The 17,745-nt window shown below is 74.8% G+C and carries 14 protein-coding genes; 9 read left to right on the top strand and 5 right to left on the bottom strand.

Annotated elements, in window-relative coordinates:
- From AC1DQC_RS17790 to AC1DQC_RS17805, 4 genes are all read left to right on the top strand, one after another.
- Nucleotides 1–1,707, top strand: a 1,707-nt coding sequence (locus AC1DQC_RS17790) for a helix-turn-helix transcriptional regulator (protein ID WP_477052563.1), incomplete at its 5' end; no start/stop codon positions are given.
- 39 nt (nucleotides 1,708–1,746) lie between these two features.
- Nucleotides 1,747–2,592: an alpha/beta hydrolase gene (locus AC1DQC_RS17795; RefSeq protein WP_477052564.1), complete on the top strand. Its 846-nt coding sequence runs from the start codon at nucleotides 1,747–1,749 to the stop codon at nucleotides 2,590–2,592.
- A gap of 151 nt (nucleotides 2,593–2,743) precedes the next feature.
- Nucleotides 2,744–3,877: a M15 family metallopeptidase gene (locus AC1DQC_RS17800; protein ID WP_477052565.1), complete on the top strand. Its 1,134-nt coding sequence runs from the start codon at nucleotides 2,744–2,746 to the stop codon at nucleotides 3,875–3,877.
- Nucleotides 3,878–3,936: 59 nt separating this feature from the next.
- Nucleotides 3,937–4,272: a hypothetical protein gene (locus AC1DQC_RS17805; protein WP_477052566.1), complete on the top strand. Its 336-nt coding sequence runs from the start codon at nucleotides 3,937–3,939 to the stop codon at nucleotides 4,270–4,272.
- Nucleotides 4,273–4,304: 32 nt separating this feature from the next.
- Here AC1DQC_RS17805 and AC1DQC_RS17810 read toward each other — a convergent pair whose 3' ends face one another.
- From AC1DQC_RS17810 to AC1DQC_RS17825, 4 genes are read right to left on the bottom strand one after another with little or no spacing between them, the layout of a single operon-like run.
- Entirely contained in the window at nucleotides 4,305–5,738 is a 1,434-nt protein-coding gene (locus AC1DQC_RS17810; RefSeq protein WP_477052567.1) for an MFS transporter, read from the bottom strand.
- A complete protein-coding gene (locus AC1DQC_RS17815; protein ID WP_477052568.1) occupies nucleotides 5,722–6,792 on the bottom strand; it encodes a DNA polymerase domain-containing protein in 1,071 nt (356 codons plus the stop codon). The genes AC1DQC_RS17810 and AC1DQC_RS17815 overlap by 17 nt, the downstream gene beginning before the upstream one ends.
- Nucleotides 6,793–6,845: 53 nt before the next feature.
- Complete coding sequence (locus tag AC1DQC_RS17820) at nucleotides 6,846–9,824, bottom strand: helix-turn-helix transcriptional regulator (RefSeq protein ID WP_477052569.1); 2,979 nt, start codon at nucleotides 9,822–9,824, stop codon at nucleotides 6,846–6,848.
- On the bottom strand, nucleotides 9,821–10,081 hold the full coding sequence (locus tag AC1DQC_RS17825) for a hypothetical protein (protein ID WP_477052570.1): 261 nt from the start codon (nucleotides 10,079–10,081) through the stop codon (nucleotides 9,821–9,823). The genes AC1DQC_RS17820 and AC1DQC_RS17825 overlap by 4 nt, the downstream gene beginning before the upstream one ends.
- Before the next feature lie 380 nt (nucleotides 10,082–10,461).
- Here AC1DQC_RS17825 and AC1DQC_RS17830 point away from each other — a divergent pair, with 380 nt between their 5' ends.
- The 3 genes from AC1DQC_RS17830 to AC1DQC_RS17840 all read left to right on the top strand — a co-directional run bounded on the left by AC1DQC_RS17830 (nucleotide 10,462) and on the right by AC1DQC_RS17840 (nucleotide 13,335).
- Nucleotides 10,462–10,827, top strand: coding sequence for a VOC family protein (locus AC1DQC_RS17830; RefSeq protein ID WP_477052571.1), 366 nt, complete (start codon nucleotides 10,462–10,464; stop codon nucleotides 10,825–10,827).
- A gap of 146 nt (nucleotides 10,828–10,973) precedes the next feature.
- A complete protein-coding gene (locus AC1DQC_RS17835) occupies nucleotides 10,974–11,354 on the top strand; it encodes an ATP-binding protein (RefSeq protein WP_477052572.1) in 381 nt (126 codons plus the stop codon).
- 244 nt (nucleotides 11,355–11,598) lie between these two features.
- Nucleotides 11,599–13,335 carry a MinD/ParA family ATP-binding protein gene (locus AC1DQC_RS17840; RefSeq protein WP_477052573.1) on the top strand — a complete coding sequence of 579 codons (1,737 nt, stop codon included), beginning with the start codon at nucleotides 11,599–11,601 and terminating at the stop codon, nucleotides 13,333–13,335.
- A gap of 197 nt (nucleotides 13,336–13,532) precedes the next feature.
- On the opposite strand, the gene AC1DQC_RS17845 is transcribed toward AC1DQC_RS17840, so the two are convergent.
- Entirely contained in the window at nucleotides 13,533–15,155 is a 1,623-nt protein-coding gene (locus tag AC1DQC_RS17845; RefSeq protein ID WP_477052574.1) for a DUF222 domain-containing protein, read from the bottom strand.
- 464 nt (nucleotides 15,156–15,619) lie between these two features.
- On the opposite strand from AC1DQC_RS17845, the gene AC1DQC_RS17850 reads away from it, so the two are divergent.
- A complete protein-coding gene (locus AC1DQC_RS17850; RefSeq protein WP_477052575.1) occupies nucleotides 15,620–16,072 on the top strand; it encodes an RNA polymerase sigma factor in 453 nt (150 codons plus the stop codon).
- 168 nt (nucleotides 16,073–16,240) lie between these two features.
- A complete protein-coding gene (locus tag AC1DQC_RS17855; RefSeq protein WP_477052576.1) occupies nucleotides 16,241–17,662 on the top strand; it encodes a hypothetical protein in 1,422 nt (473 codons plus the stop codon).
- Nucleotides 17,663–17,745: the final 83 nt, after the last annotated feature.

The following is a 17,745-nucleotide window of genomic DNA, read 5'->3' on the forward strand; positions in this document are numbered from 1 at the left end:
CTCTGGCACCGCGCCGCCGCGGCCGCCGGCCCGGACGACGCCCTGGCCGACGAGCTGCGGGAGGCGGGGCTGGCCGCGGTCCGGCACGGCTTCGCGGACGTCGCGCTGTCGGCGTTCGAGCGGTCCGCGCGCCTGGCCGGTGACCCGGTCCGGCGGGCGCACAGCCGGCTCGATGCGGCCGAGGCCGCGTACCTGCTGGGCCGGCCCGACGAGATCGCGCGCCAGCTGGACGAGGCTGCGGGGGACGCCGTCGACCCGTTGAGCGCCGCCCGCCTGTCCTGGCTCGGGGAGTCGTTGCACCAGGCCGCGTGGACCGGCGGCGACCGGCTGCCGGCGTTCCTGCAGTTCGCCGAGCGGCTGGCCGCGGCCGGCCAGGACGAGCAGGCGCTGGACGTGCTCGAGTCCGTCGCGCTGCGCACCTACTGGTCCCGCCCGGTGGACGGCGTGCGGGCGGGCGTGGTGGCCGCGGTGCGCCGGCTCGACGTGCCCGCCGACGACGCGCGGCGGCTCGCCGTCCTGGCCTGCGTCGACCCCGACGGGTCGGGCCGCGAGGTGCTCGCGGCGGTGGACCGGTTCGTGCCCGGGACCGTGGTGGGCCCGCGGGACGTGGCGGTCCTGGCCACGGTCGCGACGGCGGTCGGCGCCTACGACCGCGGGGTCGAGCTGTTCGCCGCGGCCGAGCCGCTGGTGCGGGCGCGAGGACGGCTCGGGCTGCTCACGGAGCTGCTCACCGGTTACGCGTGGGCCCTCGTGCACGCCGGCCGGGGTCGCCGCGCCGCCACCGTCGCGGCCGACGCCGAGCGCCTGGCCGCGGAGACCGGGCAGGCGCGCTGGGGAGCGGTCGCGCAGCTGGCGGGGGCGTCGGCCCAGGGCGTGCTCGGCCACGAGAACGAGGCGATGCTCGCCATCGCCGCCGCCGAGGCGGAGCTGGTGCCGCTGGGCGCCAGCACCATGCTCGCCCTCGCCCAGGTCGCCCGCGGTCTGACCGTCCTGGGGTCGCGACGCCCGGGCGAGGCCTTCGACCACCTGCGGCGCATCTACGATCCCGCGGACGTCGGCTATCACCCGCAGGTGCGGACGCTCGAGGTGCTCGACCTGGCGGAGGCGGCCGTGCACGCGGGGCGCCGCACCGAGGCGGCGCACCTGATCGCGGACCTGCCGGCGCTCCTCGACCTGACGGGGTCGCCTGCGCTGCGGGTCGGCCTCGCCTGCGCGGCACCCCTCCTGGCCGACCGGGAGCAGGCGGGTCCGCTGTTCGACGCGGCGTTCGCGCTCGACCTGTCCGCGTGGCCGTTCCACCGGGCGCGGCTGCTGCTCGCGCACGGCTCGTGGCTGCGCCGCCAGCGACAGGTGGTCCTCGCGCGCAGCCGGTTGCGGGTCGCCGCCGAGCAGCTCGACGCGATCGGCGCGGTCGCGTGGGCCGACCGCGCGCGCGAGGAGCTCCGCGCGTCGGGGGAGAGCGTCCGCCGGCGGGTCCCCGACGCGCTGGACATCCTCACGCCGCAGGAGCTTCAGGTGGCCCAGCTGGCGGCCGCGGGCCTGTCGAACCGCGAGATCGGCGACCGCCTGTACCTGTCCAGCCGCACGGTGAGCACCCATCTGTACCGGCTGTTCCCCAAGCTGGGGGTCACGTCCCGGCACGACCTGGCGCGGGTGGGTGGCCTCGCGCTCGACGCGGACACGTCCACCGATCCCTACGTCACCTGACGGATGCAGCGCCGCGGGGCACGCGCGGACAGTGTGCGCATGACGACACTGACGGACGTCGAGCTGGCCGACATCGAGAAAGCGAACGCGAGCGGGCTGACGCCCGTGGTGTTCGTGCACGGGCTGTGGCTGCTGCCCTCGAGCTGGGACCGCTGGCGCGCGTTCGCGGAAGCGGCAGGCTTCACGACGATCGCGCCGGGCTGGCCCGACGACCCCGAGACGGTCGCCGAGGGGAACGCCGACCCGTCGGTGTTCGCCAAGAAGGGGATCCGCGACATCGCCGACCACGTCGCCGCCGCGATCGAGCAGCTGACCGTGAAGCCCGCGGTGATCGGCCACTCGTTCGGCGGGCTGCTGGCCCAGATCGTCGCGGGGCGGGGACTGTCCGCGGCTACCGTCGCCATCGACCCCGCGCCGTTCCAAGGCGTGCTGCCGCTCCCCGTCTCCGCGCTCAAGTCGGGGTCCCCCGTGCTGAGCAACCCGGCCAACTACCAGCGGGCCGTGCCGCTCACCTACGAGCAGTTCCGGTACGCGTTCGTCAACGCCGTGCCCGAGGACGAGGCGAAGGAGCTGTTCGAGGCCTACGCCGTGCCCGGCGCGGGGCAGCCGCTCTTCCAGGCCGCCGCCGCCAACTTCAACCCGTGGTCGCAGGACAAGGTCAAGTCGAAGAACCCCGACCGTGGGCCGCTCCTGATCGTCTCCGGCGAGCTCGACCACACCGTGCCGTGGGCCATCGCGAACGCGTCGTACAAGCGGCAGCGGCGCAACGTCGGCGTCACCGAGATCGTGGAGATCAAGGGCGTCGGGCACTCGCTGGTCATCGACCACGGCTGGCAGGACGTCGCACAGACCGCGCTCGACTTCGTGAAGCGCTTCGTCTCCTGACGGGCTGCGGCCCTGACGGTCTGCCCGGCGTCGTCAGGGCCTGCCGCGGCGTTCTTCGGGGTCTCCGGCTACCCTGACGACGGTCCGACCCGACCGTTCGCCAGCCCGGGGAGCACCCATCCGCCGACCGCCGCGCAGCATCGTCGCCGCCGTGACCGCCGTCCTCGTGGTCGGCGTCACCGGGGGCGCCTGGGCGTGGGTCGAGCACGAGGACACCGCGGCCGCGGCGGCCGCCGCCGACGAACGCGCGGCCGACGCCCACCAGGCGCAGGTCGCCGACCTGGACGTCCGACAGGCGCAGGTGGCCGAGGCCGCCGCGCTGCAGTCGGCAGGCGTGCGCGCCGACGCACGCGCCGAGCTGACCGCCCTCGCCGAGCGCGCCCGCGCCACGCTGGCGGCGACCCAGGACKCCGTCGCCGACGACGCCGTCYGGCAGCAGCTCGCCGCCGAGCTCGCGACCGCGGACGCTGCGCTGGCCGCCACGGCCACCGGCCCGTCGCCCACCGCACCGCCCGCTGCCGCACCGGGAACCGACCCCGCCGCCTCCGCGACGACCGAGCCCGCGAGCGACGCCGGTCGTCCGTCGCCCCTCGGGCACAGCGCCGCCTCGCTGCGTTCGATCGCCGCCTCGCTCGCCGCGTCGGAGGCCACCGTCAGCGCCGCGCACGACGCGTGGGTGCAGGAGCAGGCGGCCGCCGAGGCTGCGCGCCAGGCCGCGGCAGCGGCTGCTGCTGCGGCGAAGGCCGCGAAGCCCTCGAAGCCGGCCGTTCCGAAGGCTCCCGCGGCGGGCGCGACGTCGTCGGGCCCGTCGTGCGAGACGACCTACTCCGGCCCGCCGTTCTACACCTCGCCGGCGACCGTCGGCGGCGACGGGTCCAACGGCAAGCTGCCGCCCGAGGCGCTCACCGCGATCTCGTGGGACGTCGACCCGCACGGCACGCCGTACTACCTGAAGAACGCCGCCGCGGCGGCGCTGGAGCGGCTCGACGTGGCGTTCCGCGCCGCGTTCGGGCACCACCTCGATCTCGACCTGACCTACCGCGACTACGACACCCAGGTGGCCATGCGCGCGGCCCTCGGCACGGTCGCCGCGAAGCCGGGGACGTCGACGCACGGCACGGGCCTCGCGCTCGACGTGCCCGAGCTGCCCTGCGAGTACGGCTGGGACACGCCGCAGCGCACCTGGCTCGTCACGCACGGGCCGGCCTACGGGTGGACCTCGCCGTCATGGGCCGGCCGCAACGGCTCCAACCCGGAGTACTGGCACTTCGAGTACGTCGGCTGACCAGGCCTTCCGTCGCTGCCTCCGCAGTGGGACGCTGCGGGGACCGACGGAGGTGACGCGTGCGCGGCAGGACGTGGTGGGTCGTGGCGGCGCTCGGCGCGCTCGCCGTCCTCGTCTGGTCGATCCTCGCCGGCTCCGCGCTCGCCACGACGGTGGTCGTCGGTCTGTACGTGCTGTTCGGGGTCGCGGTGGTCTGGCGCCTGGTCAGCGGCGCGCGGCGCTCGGTCCCCGCGTCACGGACGTTGGCGCCCGGGCTGCAGGGCCTCGACGAGGTCCAGGGCATGTATCTGGGGCGCCCCGACCTCCCGCCCGTGAGCTATGGCCACGCCGACCACGTCGCGAGCCTCGTCGTCGACCGACCCGATCCGCTCGACGACCCGGTCTGGAAGGTCTGAGTCCCCGGCGGTCGTAGCCCCGCGTTCCCCGGTCAGCTCACGTGGACGGGCCGCACCGCGTCCGCCGTCGACGGGACGGTGAGCAGCGAGACGACGCCACCCGCGACGAGGAGGGCGGCGCAGACGAGCATCGCGGTCCGGTGGGCCGGCTGCAGCGTGGTGGGGTCGGTGAGCGACGAGCCCACGCCCGCGGCCAGCGGCAGGACGGCGATGGCGAGCAGGCCGGCGACCCGGGCGACCGCGTTGTTCACGCCGCTGGCCACGCCCGCGAGGTGGTCGGGTGCCGCGGCGAGCGCGGTCGTCGTGAGCGGCGCGACCGTCGCGGCGAGCCCGAGGCCGAACACGAGCACGCCCGGGAGCACGTGCGTGAGGTAGGGGGCGTCGTTGCCGATGCCGGACAGCAGCACGGCGCCGACCGCGCACACCAGGGGACCGACGGTCATCGGGAGCTTGGGGCCGATGATCGTGCTCAGCGCCCCCGACCGCGGAGACAGCAGGAGCATGAGCACCGTGACCGGCAGCGGCGCCAGGCCAGCGGCGAGGGGCGAGTAGCCGGCCACCACCTGGAGGGTCACCACGAGGAAGAAGAACAGCCCCGAGATCGCGGCGTAGATCAGCAGCGTGGCGGCGTTCGTCCCCGCGAACGGACGCCATCGGAACAGGGCGGGCGGCAGCAGGGGAGCGACCGCGCGGGACTCCGCCACCACGAATGCCACGAGGGCCACGACGCCGAACGCCAGCGCGCCGACAACGATGCCGTCAGGCGTCCCGACCTCGGTCCATCGGGTGAACCCGAACGTCAGACCCGCCAGCCCGAGCGCGCCGAGGACCGTGCCCGCGATGTCGAGCGTCGTCGACGCGGTCGCGTCGGAGCTCTCGGGCACGTGCCGCATCGTCACGCCGACCACGACGGCGGCCAGCGGCAGGTTGATGCCGAAGATCCAGCGCCAGGTGGTGACCTCGACGATCCACCCGCCGAGGAACGGCGCGACGGCGCCCGCGATGCCCCCGAGCCCCGACCAGGCCCCGATCGCACGGCCGCGGTCCGGGCCGCTGAACGTCGACTGCAGGATGGCCAGCGATCCCGGCGTGAGCAGCGCGCCGCCCACCCCCTGGAGCGCGCGTGCCGCGTTGAGCAGCCCGATCGTCGGCGCCACGGCACACAGCAACGACGCCGCGGCGAACCAGACGACGCCGACCAGGAACACCTTGCGCCGGCCGAACCGGTCGCCGAGCGAGCCGCCGAGCAGCAGGAACGCGGCGAGCGTCAGCGCGTACGCGTTGACGGTCCACTGCAGGTCCGCGGTGCTCGCGCCCAGGTCCTCCGCGATGGTCGGCAGCGCGATCGTCACGACCGTGGCGTCGATGAAGGCGATCGCCGACCCGAGGACGGTCGCGAAGACGACCCAGCGCCCACGCCCGGACGCGTAGACGATGGCGCCTGCGCGCTCAGCGGGGGCGGTCACGGTCCTTGCTCGGCTGGACGCGCTTGGGCTCGCCGGGCATCTTCGGGTACTCCGGGGGATAGGGCAGGTCCCCCTCCCCGAGGTCCGTCTCCTGGCGGTCAGCCAGCTCCAGCAGCGACTCGATGGAGTACCGCGGCGCCGCGTGCGCGACCAGCGGGGCGAAGAGGTCACCCACCTCGGCGAAGCGGGCGGGCATCGTCGTGACGTCGAAGTCGTTCGGGTGCACGTCGGCGACCTCGTCCCACCGCAGCGGCGCCGACGTCGTCGCGCGGGGGTTCGTGCGGATCGAGTACGCGGACGCGATGGTGCGGTCGCGGGCCATCTGGTTGTAGTCGACGAAGATCTTGGCGCCGCGCTCCTCCTTCCACCACTTCATCGTGACCTCGGTGGGCATCCGCCGCTCCAGCTCGCGGCCGAACGCGATGGTGGCCCGACGGGCGTCGACGAACGACCAACGCGGCTCGATGGGCACGAAGACGTGGATGCCGCGCCCGCCCGACGTCTTCGGGGTGCCCTCCATGCCGTGCTCGGCGAGCAGCTCACGGACGCGCGGGGCCACCCGGGCGGCGTCCGAGAAGTCGGTGCCGGGCTGCGGGTCCAGGTCGATGCGGATCTGGTCCGGGTTGTCGACCTCGTCGCTCACCACGGGCCAGGGGTGGAACGTCAGCGTGCCGAGGTTGGCGGCCCACGCGACGACCGCCAGCTCGCTGGGCGCGACCTCGTCCGCGGTCCGGCCGCTCGGGAAGGAGATCCGGGCGGTCTTCACGTACTCGGGCGCACCCTGCGGCACGCGCTTCTGGTAGAACGCGTCGCCCGTGGAGTCCATGCGGGTGGCCAGCTTGGCGCCCTCGAACACGCCCTTGGGCCAGCGCTCGAGGGTGGTCGGGCGGTCGAGCAGCGCGCCGAGGATGCCGTCGCCGACGGCCACGAAGTACTGGACGACGTCCAGCTTGGTGAGCCCGCGCTCCGGGAAGTAGATCTTGTCCGGGCTGCTCACCCGGACCGTCCGGCCGCGCACCTCGAGCTCGACCGCGGGGGTCTTCGACGGAGACATGCTGCTCAACCTAGGCGCTGGTCAGGACTCGTGCCCATGCTCCGCGCGCGCCCTCACCCCGCACCGATCAGCCCTCGCTGGTGCGCGACCGAGACGGCCTCGGCGCGCCCCGAGACGCCGAGCTTGGCCAGGAGGTTCGAGATGTGCACGGACACCGTCTTGCCGGAGATGAAGAGCTTCTCGCCGATCTGCCGGTTGGACAGTCCCTGCGCGACGAGCGCGAGCACCTCGGCCTCTCGKGCGGTCAGCACGTCGGCGCCCCCGACCCGGACGCCCGGCAGGTCGAGCCGGCCGCGCCGCGCGAGACCCCGCACCGCCGTCGCCAGCGGAGCGGCGCCCATCGCGTCGGCCTCGCTCAGCGCCTGCCCGGCCTCGCCGAGCGCCGCCGCCCGGTCGCCGGACTCCAGCAGCGCCTCCGCCAGCCGGAACCTGCTGCGCGCGACCTCGTAGCGGTAGCCGTAGTCGAACTCCGTCACGGTGGCGCGCCAGAGGTCGACGTCGTTGACGCCGGTCAGGCGGGAGTGCTCCGCCCGGGCCCGCGCCAACCAGGCGCGACCCTCGGGCCCGAGCCGGCCGCCGCGGGGACGCCCACGCTCAGCCGTGGTCGTCGCGCGCTCCAGCAGCCGGTCGCCCAGCGCCACGCGCTCGGACACGTCCTTCCCCAGCAGACGTTCCTGCGCGGCCGCGTCGGCGAGCGCGCCCAGCGCCAGCGCGACCAGCCAGATGCCGCCCAGGAAGTAGTCCGACCAGGCGCGCCACAGGTGCTCCAGGAGCCGCAGGGCCAGCGCGATCGCCTCGTCGAGCTCGCCGCGCCAGGTGTGCGCGTCGATGGTGCAGCCGCCCGAGACCAGGGCGATCAGGCCGTCGCGCGGCCACGCCGGCTCGAGGGCGTGCCCGCGCTCCGCGGCGTCCTCGTCGCCCCGGGCCACGGCCGCGTACAGGCTCACCGCGACCAGCGTGTGGGCGAGCTCGTCGGGGACCGCCCCGATGGGCGCCGAGGTCAGGTCGCCCGAGACGTAGCGGATGAGCTGCGTGAACATGTGCAGCTCGACCCCGTAGACGCTCCACGTCATGCCCAACGAGCGGGCGCGCTCGACGCCGTCGGCCGTCACCTGCGTCGCACCCTGGAGGTCGCCGGCGTAGTACCGGTTGCTGGCGAGGTTGAACGTGGTCCGCAGCTCCGTGACGTAGTCGCACGCCTCCCGGGCGCGCGCCAGCGCCGTCTTCAGCAGCTCGGCCGCGCGGTTCTCGTCGTCGACCACGAGCACCGCCAGCGTGGTCAGCGCGTCCGACTCGGCGTCGGCCGCGGCCGCGGTGCGCGCGAGCTCGACCGCCTCGGTGGCGGCGACCTCCGCCTCCGCGTCGAGGTCCGCGTTGAGCGCGCTGCGCGCGTAGGTGGCCAGCGCCCACGCCCGAGCCGGCGTCGGCTCGTCGGGCAGGTCCGCCAGCGCGCGCGACGACTGCTCGAGCGCGTCGTGGATGCTCTCGACCCCGAGCAGGTAGCGCGCGAGGCTGGTGCGCAGGTTGGCCTGGCGGCCGACGTCGCCCGCGGACTCCTCCACGGCGGACCGGGCCAGCTGCACCGCGCGGTCGACCTGGCCGGCGCTGCTCGCCGCGGCCGCGGCCTCGACGAGGACGTCGATGTGGTCCAGGCGGGCTCCCGAGGTTCCCCCGCGGGCGGTGTCGGCACCCGCGCTCGAGGCGGTGCCGCCCGCGCCCGGACGCTCACCTCGGCCCAGTGCCGCCGTGACGTCGGGGACCGCCTCCCAGAGCCGGAGGACGACCTCGAGGTGGCGCAGCTCCTCGGCGGGCGCGAGCACCTCGCGTGCCTGGTCCGCCGCGTCGAGCGACGCCAGCAGGGCGGTCGTCAGGTCGGGGGCGCGCAGCGCGTGGGAGGCCAGCTGGGACGACGGCCCGAGCGACGGGTCGTCGCGCAGCACGCGCAGGTAGGCCCGGTGCAGCGACGACTGCTCGCCGGGCAGCAGGTCGGCGTACACGGCCTCCGCCAGCAGGGCGTGCCGGAACGCGATGAGCTCGTCCTCGCCGACGAGCACGTGGTGCGCGACCGCCTCCCGCAGGGCCGCGTCGACCGCGCCGGGCACGGCCAGCTGCGCGTCGCCGTCGGCGGACACCGCGGCGCGGAGCAGGGGCTCGGAGACGCGGCGACCAGCCGCCGACGCGATGCGGGCCAGTCGCTGGACCGACGGGTCGAGGAGCTCGAGCCGTGCGCGCAGGACGTCGGCGAGCGACCACGGCAGCTCGTCGGCCTCGGCGCCGGCCTCGAGCAGCTCCTCGGCGAAGTACGCGTTCCCCTCGGAGCGGTCGATGACCCGGCGCAGCGTGCTCTCGGTCAGCGGCGTGCCGCTCAGGGCTGTGGTGAAGTCGCGCAGCTCGTCGTCGGTGAACGGCGCCAGGTCGAGGCGCTCGACCCGCGCGTGCCGGGCCAGCTCCGCCGCCACGGGCCGCCACGGGTGCCGCCGGTGCAGGTCGTCCGTGCGGTAGCTGGCGACGACGAGCAGGTGCTGGTCCCGCAGACGCGACACCAGGAACCGCAGGACGTCCCGGCTCGACGCGTCCGCCCAGTGCAGGTCCTCAAGGACCAGCAGCAGGGGATGCCCCGGGCTCCCGACCGCGCCGAACGCCTCCACCAGGCCGTCGAAGAGCTGCAGCCGGTTCGCCTGGTCGTCCGGCGCCGTCCCCGAGCCGGACGGCCCCGGGAGCAGCCGGGCGAGTGCCGGGCGGTTGCTGACCACCGTGTCGACGGCGTCCGGTGCGAGCGCGCGGAGCTGGGACAGCGCCTCCGCGAACGGCAGGTACGGCAGCCCGATCTCGCCGAGATCCACGCAGTGGGCCACGACGACCGTCGCGCCGGCCGCGTCCGCCAGCTCGGCGACGTGCCGCAGGAGCCTGGTCTTGCCGACGCCCGCGTCCGCCCCGAGCAGGACGGCCGAGGGCTCGCCGACGCCCGCGCGCTGCAGTGCCAGCGTGAGCTGGTCGACCTGCAGCGCGCGGGCGACGAAGGGAGTGCTCATCGAGCCACGTGCCATGCCCCAGATCCTCGCAGCAGCCACCCACGCGCGGCAGTGGCCAGCGGGTGCGCCGGGCCGACGGGTCGCAGCGAGCCGTCCGGACGGGCGGTCGCCTCCAGACCCTCGGTCGGCTCGGCGACGGCGTGCGCCTCGTGCGCGGCGCTCCCGTCCCGCTCCGGGATGCCTCGGAGCGCGGTGAACAGACGCTCGTGACGGTAGGCGAGCTCGGCGTCGAGGGCGGGTCCCCAGAAGTCAGCCATGGTGTCCTCCTCATGAACGCCGGACGATCTGCCCGGCTCTCGTTGACAAGGACGACTGTCGTCGTGAGGCGGGGGTCATCGGATCGGGAGGTCACCCGGTTCTGAGGAGCAGATCGACCCAGGGGCCCCCTGAGGTGGGGCGATCGGCGTCTGAGGCCCCGGCTCGGGCGTCTGAGGTACCTCAGATGGCGCCTCACCTGGGCCGATGCCCTCGAACACTCGCGTCCCCGACCTCTCGGCCCACCTGGCCGATGCCCGCGGACGCTCGCGTCGCGGACCTCTCATTGCTTCCCCGGGTGGGTGACGGCCGTCGGCACGCCCGCCTCGTCGTCGCTCCGACCCGGTGCCAGGGACTGAGCCTCGGGTGGAGGATGTGCCCCATGGGACTCGCGCAGGTCGCCCAGCACGCGGAGGACCTCGACCGCGCCGCCGCCTTCTACGCCGACCTCCTGGGAGCGCCGCCGACCGCGCGCTTCGACCCGCCGGGACTCCTCTTCTTCGACCTCGACGGCGTGCGTCTGCTGCTCGATGCCGGGGCACCGTCTGCCCTGCTCTACCTGCGGGTCGACGACATCGGCGCCACCGTCGAGCGGCTGCGCGCGCGGGGCGTGGTCGTCGAGTCCGAGCCGCACGTGATCTTCCGGCACGACGACGACACGCTCGGGCCGGCCGGGACCGACGAGTGGCAGGCATTCGTGCGGGACTCGGAGGGCAATCTCGTCGGCCTGGTGAGCCAGCAGCGCTGAGCGCCGCACCCGCGGGGCCGCCGTTCACCCGGACGCGTCGGCGGTCCCCCCGAGCACGACCGGCCGCGGTCGGGCAGTCTGGACGTGTGGGCGATGTGCGAGACCTCCGGAGCGCTGCGAGCGTGCGTCGACGAGACGCTCAGGCCGTGGTCGGCGAGCTCGTCGTCGAGGCCGAGCGTTCGGCACCCCGTGCCGCGCGGCACTGGGTGATGCGGACCATCGCCGACGCCGGGGTCGGCGGCGCCTCCAACCAGGTGGTCGAGCTGCTCACAGGCGAGCTCGTGTCGAACGCGGTCGTGCACGGCCCGGAGGCCGGCGTCGTGCGCATCCAGGTCCGGATCGACCGCGGAACGGTCCGGGTCGGCGTGCGCGACACCGGCGGCGGCACCCCGACCGTCGGTCACCCGGAGCCGACGGCACCGAGCGGGCGCGGACTTGCCCTCGTCGAGGCGCTGTCCTCGGCCTGGGGCACGCAGACCCACGCCGACGGCAAGACCGTGTGGTTCGAGGTGCACACCGACGACTGACGGATCCGCCGCGCGTGCCGTCGTCCGGCGTCGGATGTCGACACGCCCGGGATGTCCGAAGGTGCCCGACGTCACCTCGCGCCGGATCCGGTTCCGTCCGACCCTGGTCAGCGGCGGCGACCGGGCGGGCCGTGGCGCCCGTCAGCGCGCTGGCCTGCGGTTCCACGATGCACGGATCCCGTGCGCGGCGTAGTTTCGGGGGCGGACGACCGCGAACGAGGGGCAAACTTGACCATGAGCGACCATGAGTGACGGAACCGATGGGCAGAACGCGTCGACGACGACGACGCGCCTGCCCGACATCCGCGCCGAGGTGCGCGAGGACGGCACAGGCGAGATCTCGGTGGACGGCGTCATCGAGCGCGTCCGCATGGCGAACCTCGCCGAGGCGGGTGCCGCGATCACGAGCCGCATCGCCGAGCTCGCCGGAACCGTCGGGCGCCCCGTGCCCGTGCAGGTCCGCGACCCCGACGGTGTGTGGTCCCTGCTGATCCACGCGGACGGGCTCGTCGACGAGGCTCCCGGAGCGCTCGAGGACCAGCCCGGCGCGACGCCGGACGCATCGGACGATTCCACCGATGCGTCTCCCGGCTCCGGCGCGATCACTGCGGTCGGCGGTTCCGACGAAGGTGCGCCGACCTCCGGCGCCACTCCCGCGGTCTCGGCGGACGCACCCGGCCAGGCGGGCACCGGTCGATCCGGCGCCGAGTCTGCATCCACGCCCGCCGTCGGCTCGACGGCTGCAGCCGCGAGCGAGTCGGCGCGGCGCCCCGACTCGGTCTCCTCGACTCCGTCGGCCGGCACACCTGCCGCGCCGTCGGCCGCCACGGCCTCGTCCGCAGCTGCTCCGGGGACCGCCTCCGCGCCGACGCCGGCAGGCGCAACGACCGGGTCATCGGCTTCCCGTGGGCCGGCCGCGACCAGGGGCTCCGGCTCGCGGTCGCCCGGCGACACCGCCGCCGACGTCCCGCCCGCGACCGGCGCGGGCACGCTGACCGGCTCCCGGCTCGCGACGACGGCCTCCTCGGCCTCCTCCTCGCAGCCGCTGCCGACGCTCGACGACCTCCTCGCCGCGCGTCACCCCGCGGCCGCCGGCGGCCCCGCCGAGCACGGCTGGCGCGCGGGCGTCCGACGGCTGACGTTCRGCGGCATCTCGCCGGGACCCGGTCGGGTCGAGCGTCGTCGGCGGGTCGCCGCCGCATCCGTGCGGCGGACCCTCGACGGCCCGAAGACCATCGTGGTCATCAACCCCAAGGGCGGCGCCCACAAGACGACCGCCACGATGCTGCTGGCGGCGACCTTCGGGCTGCAGCGCGGCGGCTACACCCTGGCGTGGGACAACAACGAGACGCGCGGCACCCTCGGATGGCGCTCGTCGCACGCCGACCACACCCGGACGGCCGTCGACCTGCTCAACGCGCTGCCCGCGCTCGGCACAGAGGGCACCGTCCGGATCGGCGACCTCGACAGCTACGTGCGCACCCAGCCCAGCGAGCAGTTCGACGTGCTGGCGTCCGACGAGAACTCCGCGTCCGCGTCCTCGGTCGACGCGCGCTCGTTCACCTCGCTGCACCAGGTGCTCTCGCGGTTCTACCGGGTCCTCGTGATCGACACCGGCAACAACATGCGGGCGTCCAACTGGCAGGCCGCTGTCGCGGCGGCGGACCAGATCGTCGTGGTGTCGACCGTGCGCGAAGACACCGCCCAGTCGGCCGCGTGGGCCCTCGACGCCCTGCGTGCGACCGGCCACGACGAGGCCGTCCGCCGCGCCGTGACCGTGCTGTCGGCCCCCGAGCCGAAGGTCGACAAGGACCTCCAGAAGCGGCTCCGCTCCCACTTCGGGGCACTCACGCGTGCCGTGATCGACGTCCCGCACGACAAGGCGCTGGTCGCCGGCGGCCCCATCGACTACGACGCGCTCAACACCACCACGCGCGACGCCTGGCTCCGCGTCACCGCGGTGGTCGCCGACGGGCTGTGAGGGCAGGGTCGGCGGGCTGATCGCCAGCGACAGTACGAACAGGACGCGCTCGAGCACCATGCATGGTGGTCGGACCCGCGTGACACCGTCGCCATAGCTGACGGTCTGGGAGGCGCCGACGACTGCTTTCCGAACCTGGCGCTCGACCTGCCCGTCGCGAAGTGGTCGGGCCCGGCGCCCGGACTGCGGTCCGACGGCTAGAAGGGCGGCGGTCCCGGGTCGGTGACCCGGACCGGCACAGGCAGGCGGCCCCGCTTTGCACCCCGGTCGACGCGCTCCACGGCGCCGTCGGCTCCGGGCGCGACGAGGTACCGCATTCCCGCCGGTGTCACCCACTCGAACCGTCCCGGGCTCGGCTGCGTCAGCCGGTGCCCGCCGTTCGTCTTCAGCCGGTGGTCGCGAGCGCAGAGCGGTCCGAGATTGGCGGCCGACGTCGCCCCGCCACCGCCGCCCCAACCGTGGAACTCGATCGTGTGGTCGAGGTCGCACTGCTCGGCGGGCACGGAGCAGTGCGGGCGGACGCACCGCTGGTCTCGCTGTCGGACGTGGTCGGCGAGGTCGGCCGGGGGCCGGTACCGCGTCCGGCCGACGTCGAGCACGGCCCCGCTCGTCGGGTCGGTGACCAGGCGGCGCCAGACACCGCCGAGCGCCAGAGCCCGAGCCTGCGTGGCCTGGAGCGGCCCGTAGCCGTCGAGATCGGCGGGGAGGTCGTCGAGCCCGAGCAGAGTCGAGAGCGCGACGGTGACGTTCACCTGGATCCGTGGGCGCCGAACGCGCAAGCCCGCCGGATGGCCGCCCTGAACGGGGAATCCTGCGGGGGATCCGAAGCCCTGACTGGGGAAACCTGCGGGGGACCCGTCGCCATGACCGGGGAAACCTGCGGGGGATCCGCCGCCCTGACCGCGGAATCCTGCGGGGGATCCGAAGCCCTGACCGGGGAATCCTTCGGAGGATCCGCGGTCCCGACCGCGGAAGGCCGCCGGGAGTCCGCCGTCTTCAGGCCCGACGCTGTCGCTCGAGGTCTGCCCGGGCGAGCCTCGGTGGCCGCTCTGCCGTTCCACTGCGGCATGCGGGCACCCCGCGCGGCCGGTGAGGATGTCGGCGAACGTGTCGGCGCGGAGCTGGTCCAGCGTGCGCGGGTCAGCGGCGGCACGGGCCGTGCGCGCGGTGGCCTCGAGGATGGCGTCGATCTCGAGCGCCGACTCGGCGGGCAGCACCGCCCACATGCCGGCCATGCCGTCGGGGAGGCGGCGCGGCCGATCGACCCGGCGGCCGGCGCGCGCGGCGTCGTGCCGAGTCTTCGCGTCGTCGGGCGAGAGGGCGATGAGCGCTCGCTCGACGTCCAGCGCGAGCTGCCTCGGCGTCCGGAGCTCGGCGCGGGGCAGCAGCTCGGCCTGGACGGCATCCGCGAGGTCGGGAGCGACGTTCCACAGGTGGTCGATGAGCACGAGCGCCTTCGGGATGTCGATCTCGCCGGCCGCGAGCGCGTCAGCCGTTGCGCCCATTGCGCCGTCCAGTGCGCGGCCGTTGCGGACCAGCCGTGCGCCGGCCCGTCGGGACCAGGCCAGGCGCATCGCGATCTCGTCGCCTGCTGTGCACGAGAGGTCCGATCGTGTGGCCTGGTAGGGCCACGACGGGTTCATCGAGGCGCGCTCGGACAGCGCCGAGGCTGCCCGCGCGCCGCCGAGGAACACCCATGCCGCCAGCCGTTGCCAGGCCGCGACGAGCTCCACGACTCCTTCGTCGTCAAGGCCGGCCGGATCGGCGAGAGCGAGGACTGCCGCGAGGTCCGGACCGGGTGGCGAGGAGGAATCGAACATGTGTACGAACCTATTCGGGCGGCGTCGGCCAGGCGACGCCGGGCGAGAGAAATTGTGGAGCGGGCGGCCGAGGTCGGGGGCTGTGGACGGCTCAGCGCAGCGCGGGCGCAAGCCCGTCCGCGAAACCCGTCGTCGAGGGGTGCAAGATCGCGTCGCGTCGCGACAGAGTGCAGGTGTAGGCCCTCACCCGACCTCGATCACTTGGGAGCACTGTGCCGTCGCGGACACCGAGCACGCCGGACCTCGAGCCCGACGACCCGCCCGTGGACGAGCCGGCACGCGGTCAGGGACACGGTGGCCAAGCCGGAGGCGACTCCGCGCCAGACGACCCGAACGAGCCAGACGGTCCGAACGAGCCAGACGACCTCAACGAGCCAGACGACCCGAACGAGCCAGAGGACCTGAACGAGTCCGACGACGCCAGCCCCGCCGATCCCGCTCGCGACGCGGCGTGGTTCGAGGCGGTGGTCCGCGAGCACGCCTCGGCGGTGCACCGGTTCGTGGTCCGTCGCGCGGGCCGGGACGAGGCGGACGACCTGACGGCGGATGTGCTGGCGACGGCGTGGCGTCGCCGCGCCGACGTGCCGTCCGGCGCCGAGCTGCCGTGGCTGTACCGGACGGCGGGGTTCGTCGTCGCCAACCACCGGCGCAAGGGGCGCCCGGTGCCGGTGGGTGACGTCCCCGACGAGATCGACGCGGACGACCCCGCGGTGCGGGCCGTGCAGGACGAACGCGTGCGCGAGGTGCTGGGCGCGCTCGGTGCCCGAGACCGGCAGATCCTGCTGCTCAACGCGTGGGAGGGGCTGACCGGCGACGCGCTCGCGGCGGTGCTCGGCATCAGCCGGGGCGGCGCCGACGCCGCGTTGAGCCGCGCACGCGCACGCCTGCGGGAGGCGTGGGCGGCCGCGGAGGGGTGATCGTCGCGCGGGCCGATCGGCGGAACCCGACTCGAGCCCGCGAGTACGAGCCGGGTGCACGCGCGTTCGCCCGAGCGCAGGGGTGCGTGCAGCCGCCGTGCAAGGTGACAGCGCCTCGGCACACAAGAGGGGTAGAGAGCAGCGCACCCCGAACCAGGAGGCAGGACCGTGGACGACCGCACCGAGCACGAGACCAGCGACGACGCCGCCGCCGTCGAGGATGTCGCCTTCGCCCGGCTGCAGGCCGCCGACCCGGCGGCGGGCAGCGAGCCGGACCTCACGGCCCTGACGGCGGCGGTCTCGGAGCGGGCGGGCGTCGACGTGACCGCTCCCGCCGACGAGCTCGCCGCCCGGCGACACCGCCGGACGCCCCGCTGGCTGCAGGTGGCGGCGGCGGTCGCGGGCGTGGCGGTGGTGGCCGGAGGCAGCTACGCGTACGGGCTCTCGAGCTCGACCGACCCGGAGACGATCACGGCGGCGCCGCCGATCTCGCTCACGGGTGGCGGCGACAGTGGGCGCGAGGCCGCGGCGCCGCAGGCGGCGTCGATGGCCGCGGGCGCAGCAGACTCCGCCAAGATGATGTACCCCTGGTACGGCGGCGGCCGGACGGTGTTCACCGCCAGCGGGCTGTCCTCGGAGAGTGGCTCGGGCAAGGCGTGGGGCTTCGACGCGGCGGGGACGTTCTCGCAGGAGACGGTGGTCGCGGCGGCGACCGCCCTCGGGGTGACGGGGCAGCCGCGGCAGGAGTACGGCACGTGGACCGTCGGCACCAACGACGGCACGGGTCCGTCTGTCTCGTTGTCTCCGGACGGGCTCGCGAGCCTGTCGTACTACGACCCCACGCGGGACCCGTGGAGCTGCGTGCGCTCAGCGCCGGACAGCATCGAGACGCCGGACAGCATCGAGTCGCCCGCGGCCGACGCGGCGGGCGGGGTCGCGATGCCGGAGCCGGCCATCGACAAGGGCGAGTGCACGACGTCCGACCCCGCACCCACGGGTGACGCGGCGATCGGGCAGGCGAAGGACACGTTCGCCGCCCTGGGCATCGACACCGCGGCGTTCCAGTACGCGGCGTCCACCGACCCGACGAGCCCGCAGGTCACCAACGTCACGGCGAGCCAGGTGGTCGACGGACAGCAGACGGGCGTGACCGGCAGCGTCACGATCGTCGCCGACGGGGTGCAGTCGCTGTACGCCCCGATGGCGCCGCTGGTCGCGCTCGGCACCTACGACGTGGTCAGCCCGACGGAGGCCGTCGCGCGGCTCGGGGACCCGCGGTTCGGGAGCATGGGCGGCGGTGGCGTGATGCCGCTGGCGGCCGAGGGCATGCGGGCCACCGACGACGTCATGGCGTCGGCCGGGCCGTCGTCGGACCCCACCGTCCCTGCCACGCCGGCCGCGGGCAGCCCGCTCGCGTGGCCCGTGCAGGAGGTCACGCTGGTGTCCGCACGCCTGGGGGTCGCTCTCACCACGCTGCCGACGGGCGCGTCGGTGCTGGTGCCCACCTACGAGCTGGCCGACGCCGACGGGGTCACCTGGAGCGTCATCGCGGTGGTCGACGACCAGCTCGACTTCGCGCCCGTCGGCTGACGGGACCGCAGCGAAGGCCGGTCGGCGTCGGAGGGGACGCCGACCGGCCTTCGTCACGCTGGACGGGGCCGACGCCTGCCAGA

It is taken from the genome of Cellulomonas sp. P4_H12 (genome assembly GCF_056400905.1).

Bases quoted from the DNA above. Each gene is read 5' to 3' on its own strand.
- AC1DQC_RS17795 (WP_477052564.1), top strand. From the start codon at position 1,747: ATGACGACACTGACGGACGTCGAGCTGGCCGACATCGAGAAAGCGAAC.
- AC1DQC_RS17815 (WP_477052568.1), bottom strand. From the start codon at position 6,792: ATGTCTCCGTCGAAGACCCCCGCGGTCGAGCTCGAGGTGCGCGGCCGG.
- AC1DQC_RS17825 (WP_477052570.1), bottom strand. From the start codon at position 10,081: ATGGCTGACTTCTGGGGACCCGCCCTCGACGCCGAGCTCGCCTACCGT.
- AC1DQC_RS17830 (WP_477052571.1), top strand. From the start codon at position 10,462: ATGGGACTCGCGCAGGTCGCCCAGCACGCGGAGGACCTCGACCGCGCC.
- AC1DQC_RS17845 (WP_477052574.1), bottom strand. From the start codon at position 15,155: ATGTTCGATTCCTCCTCGCCACCCGGTCCGGACCTCGCGGCAGTCCTC.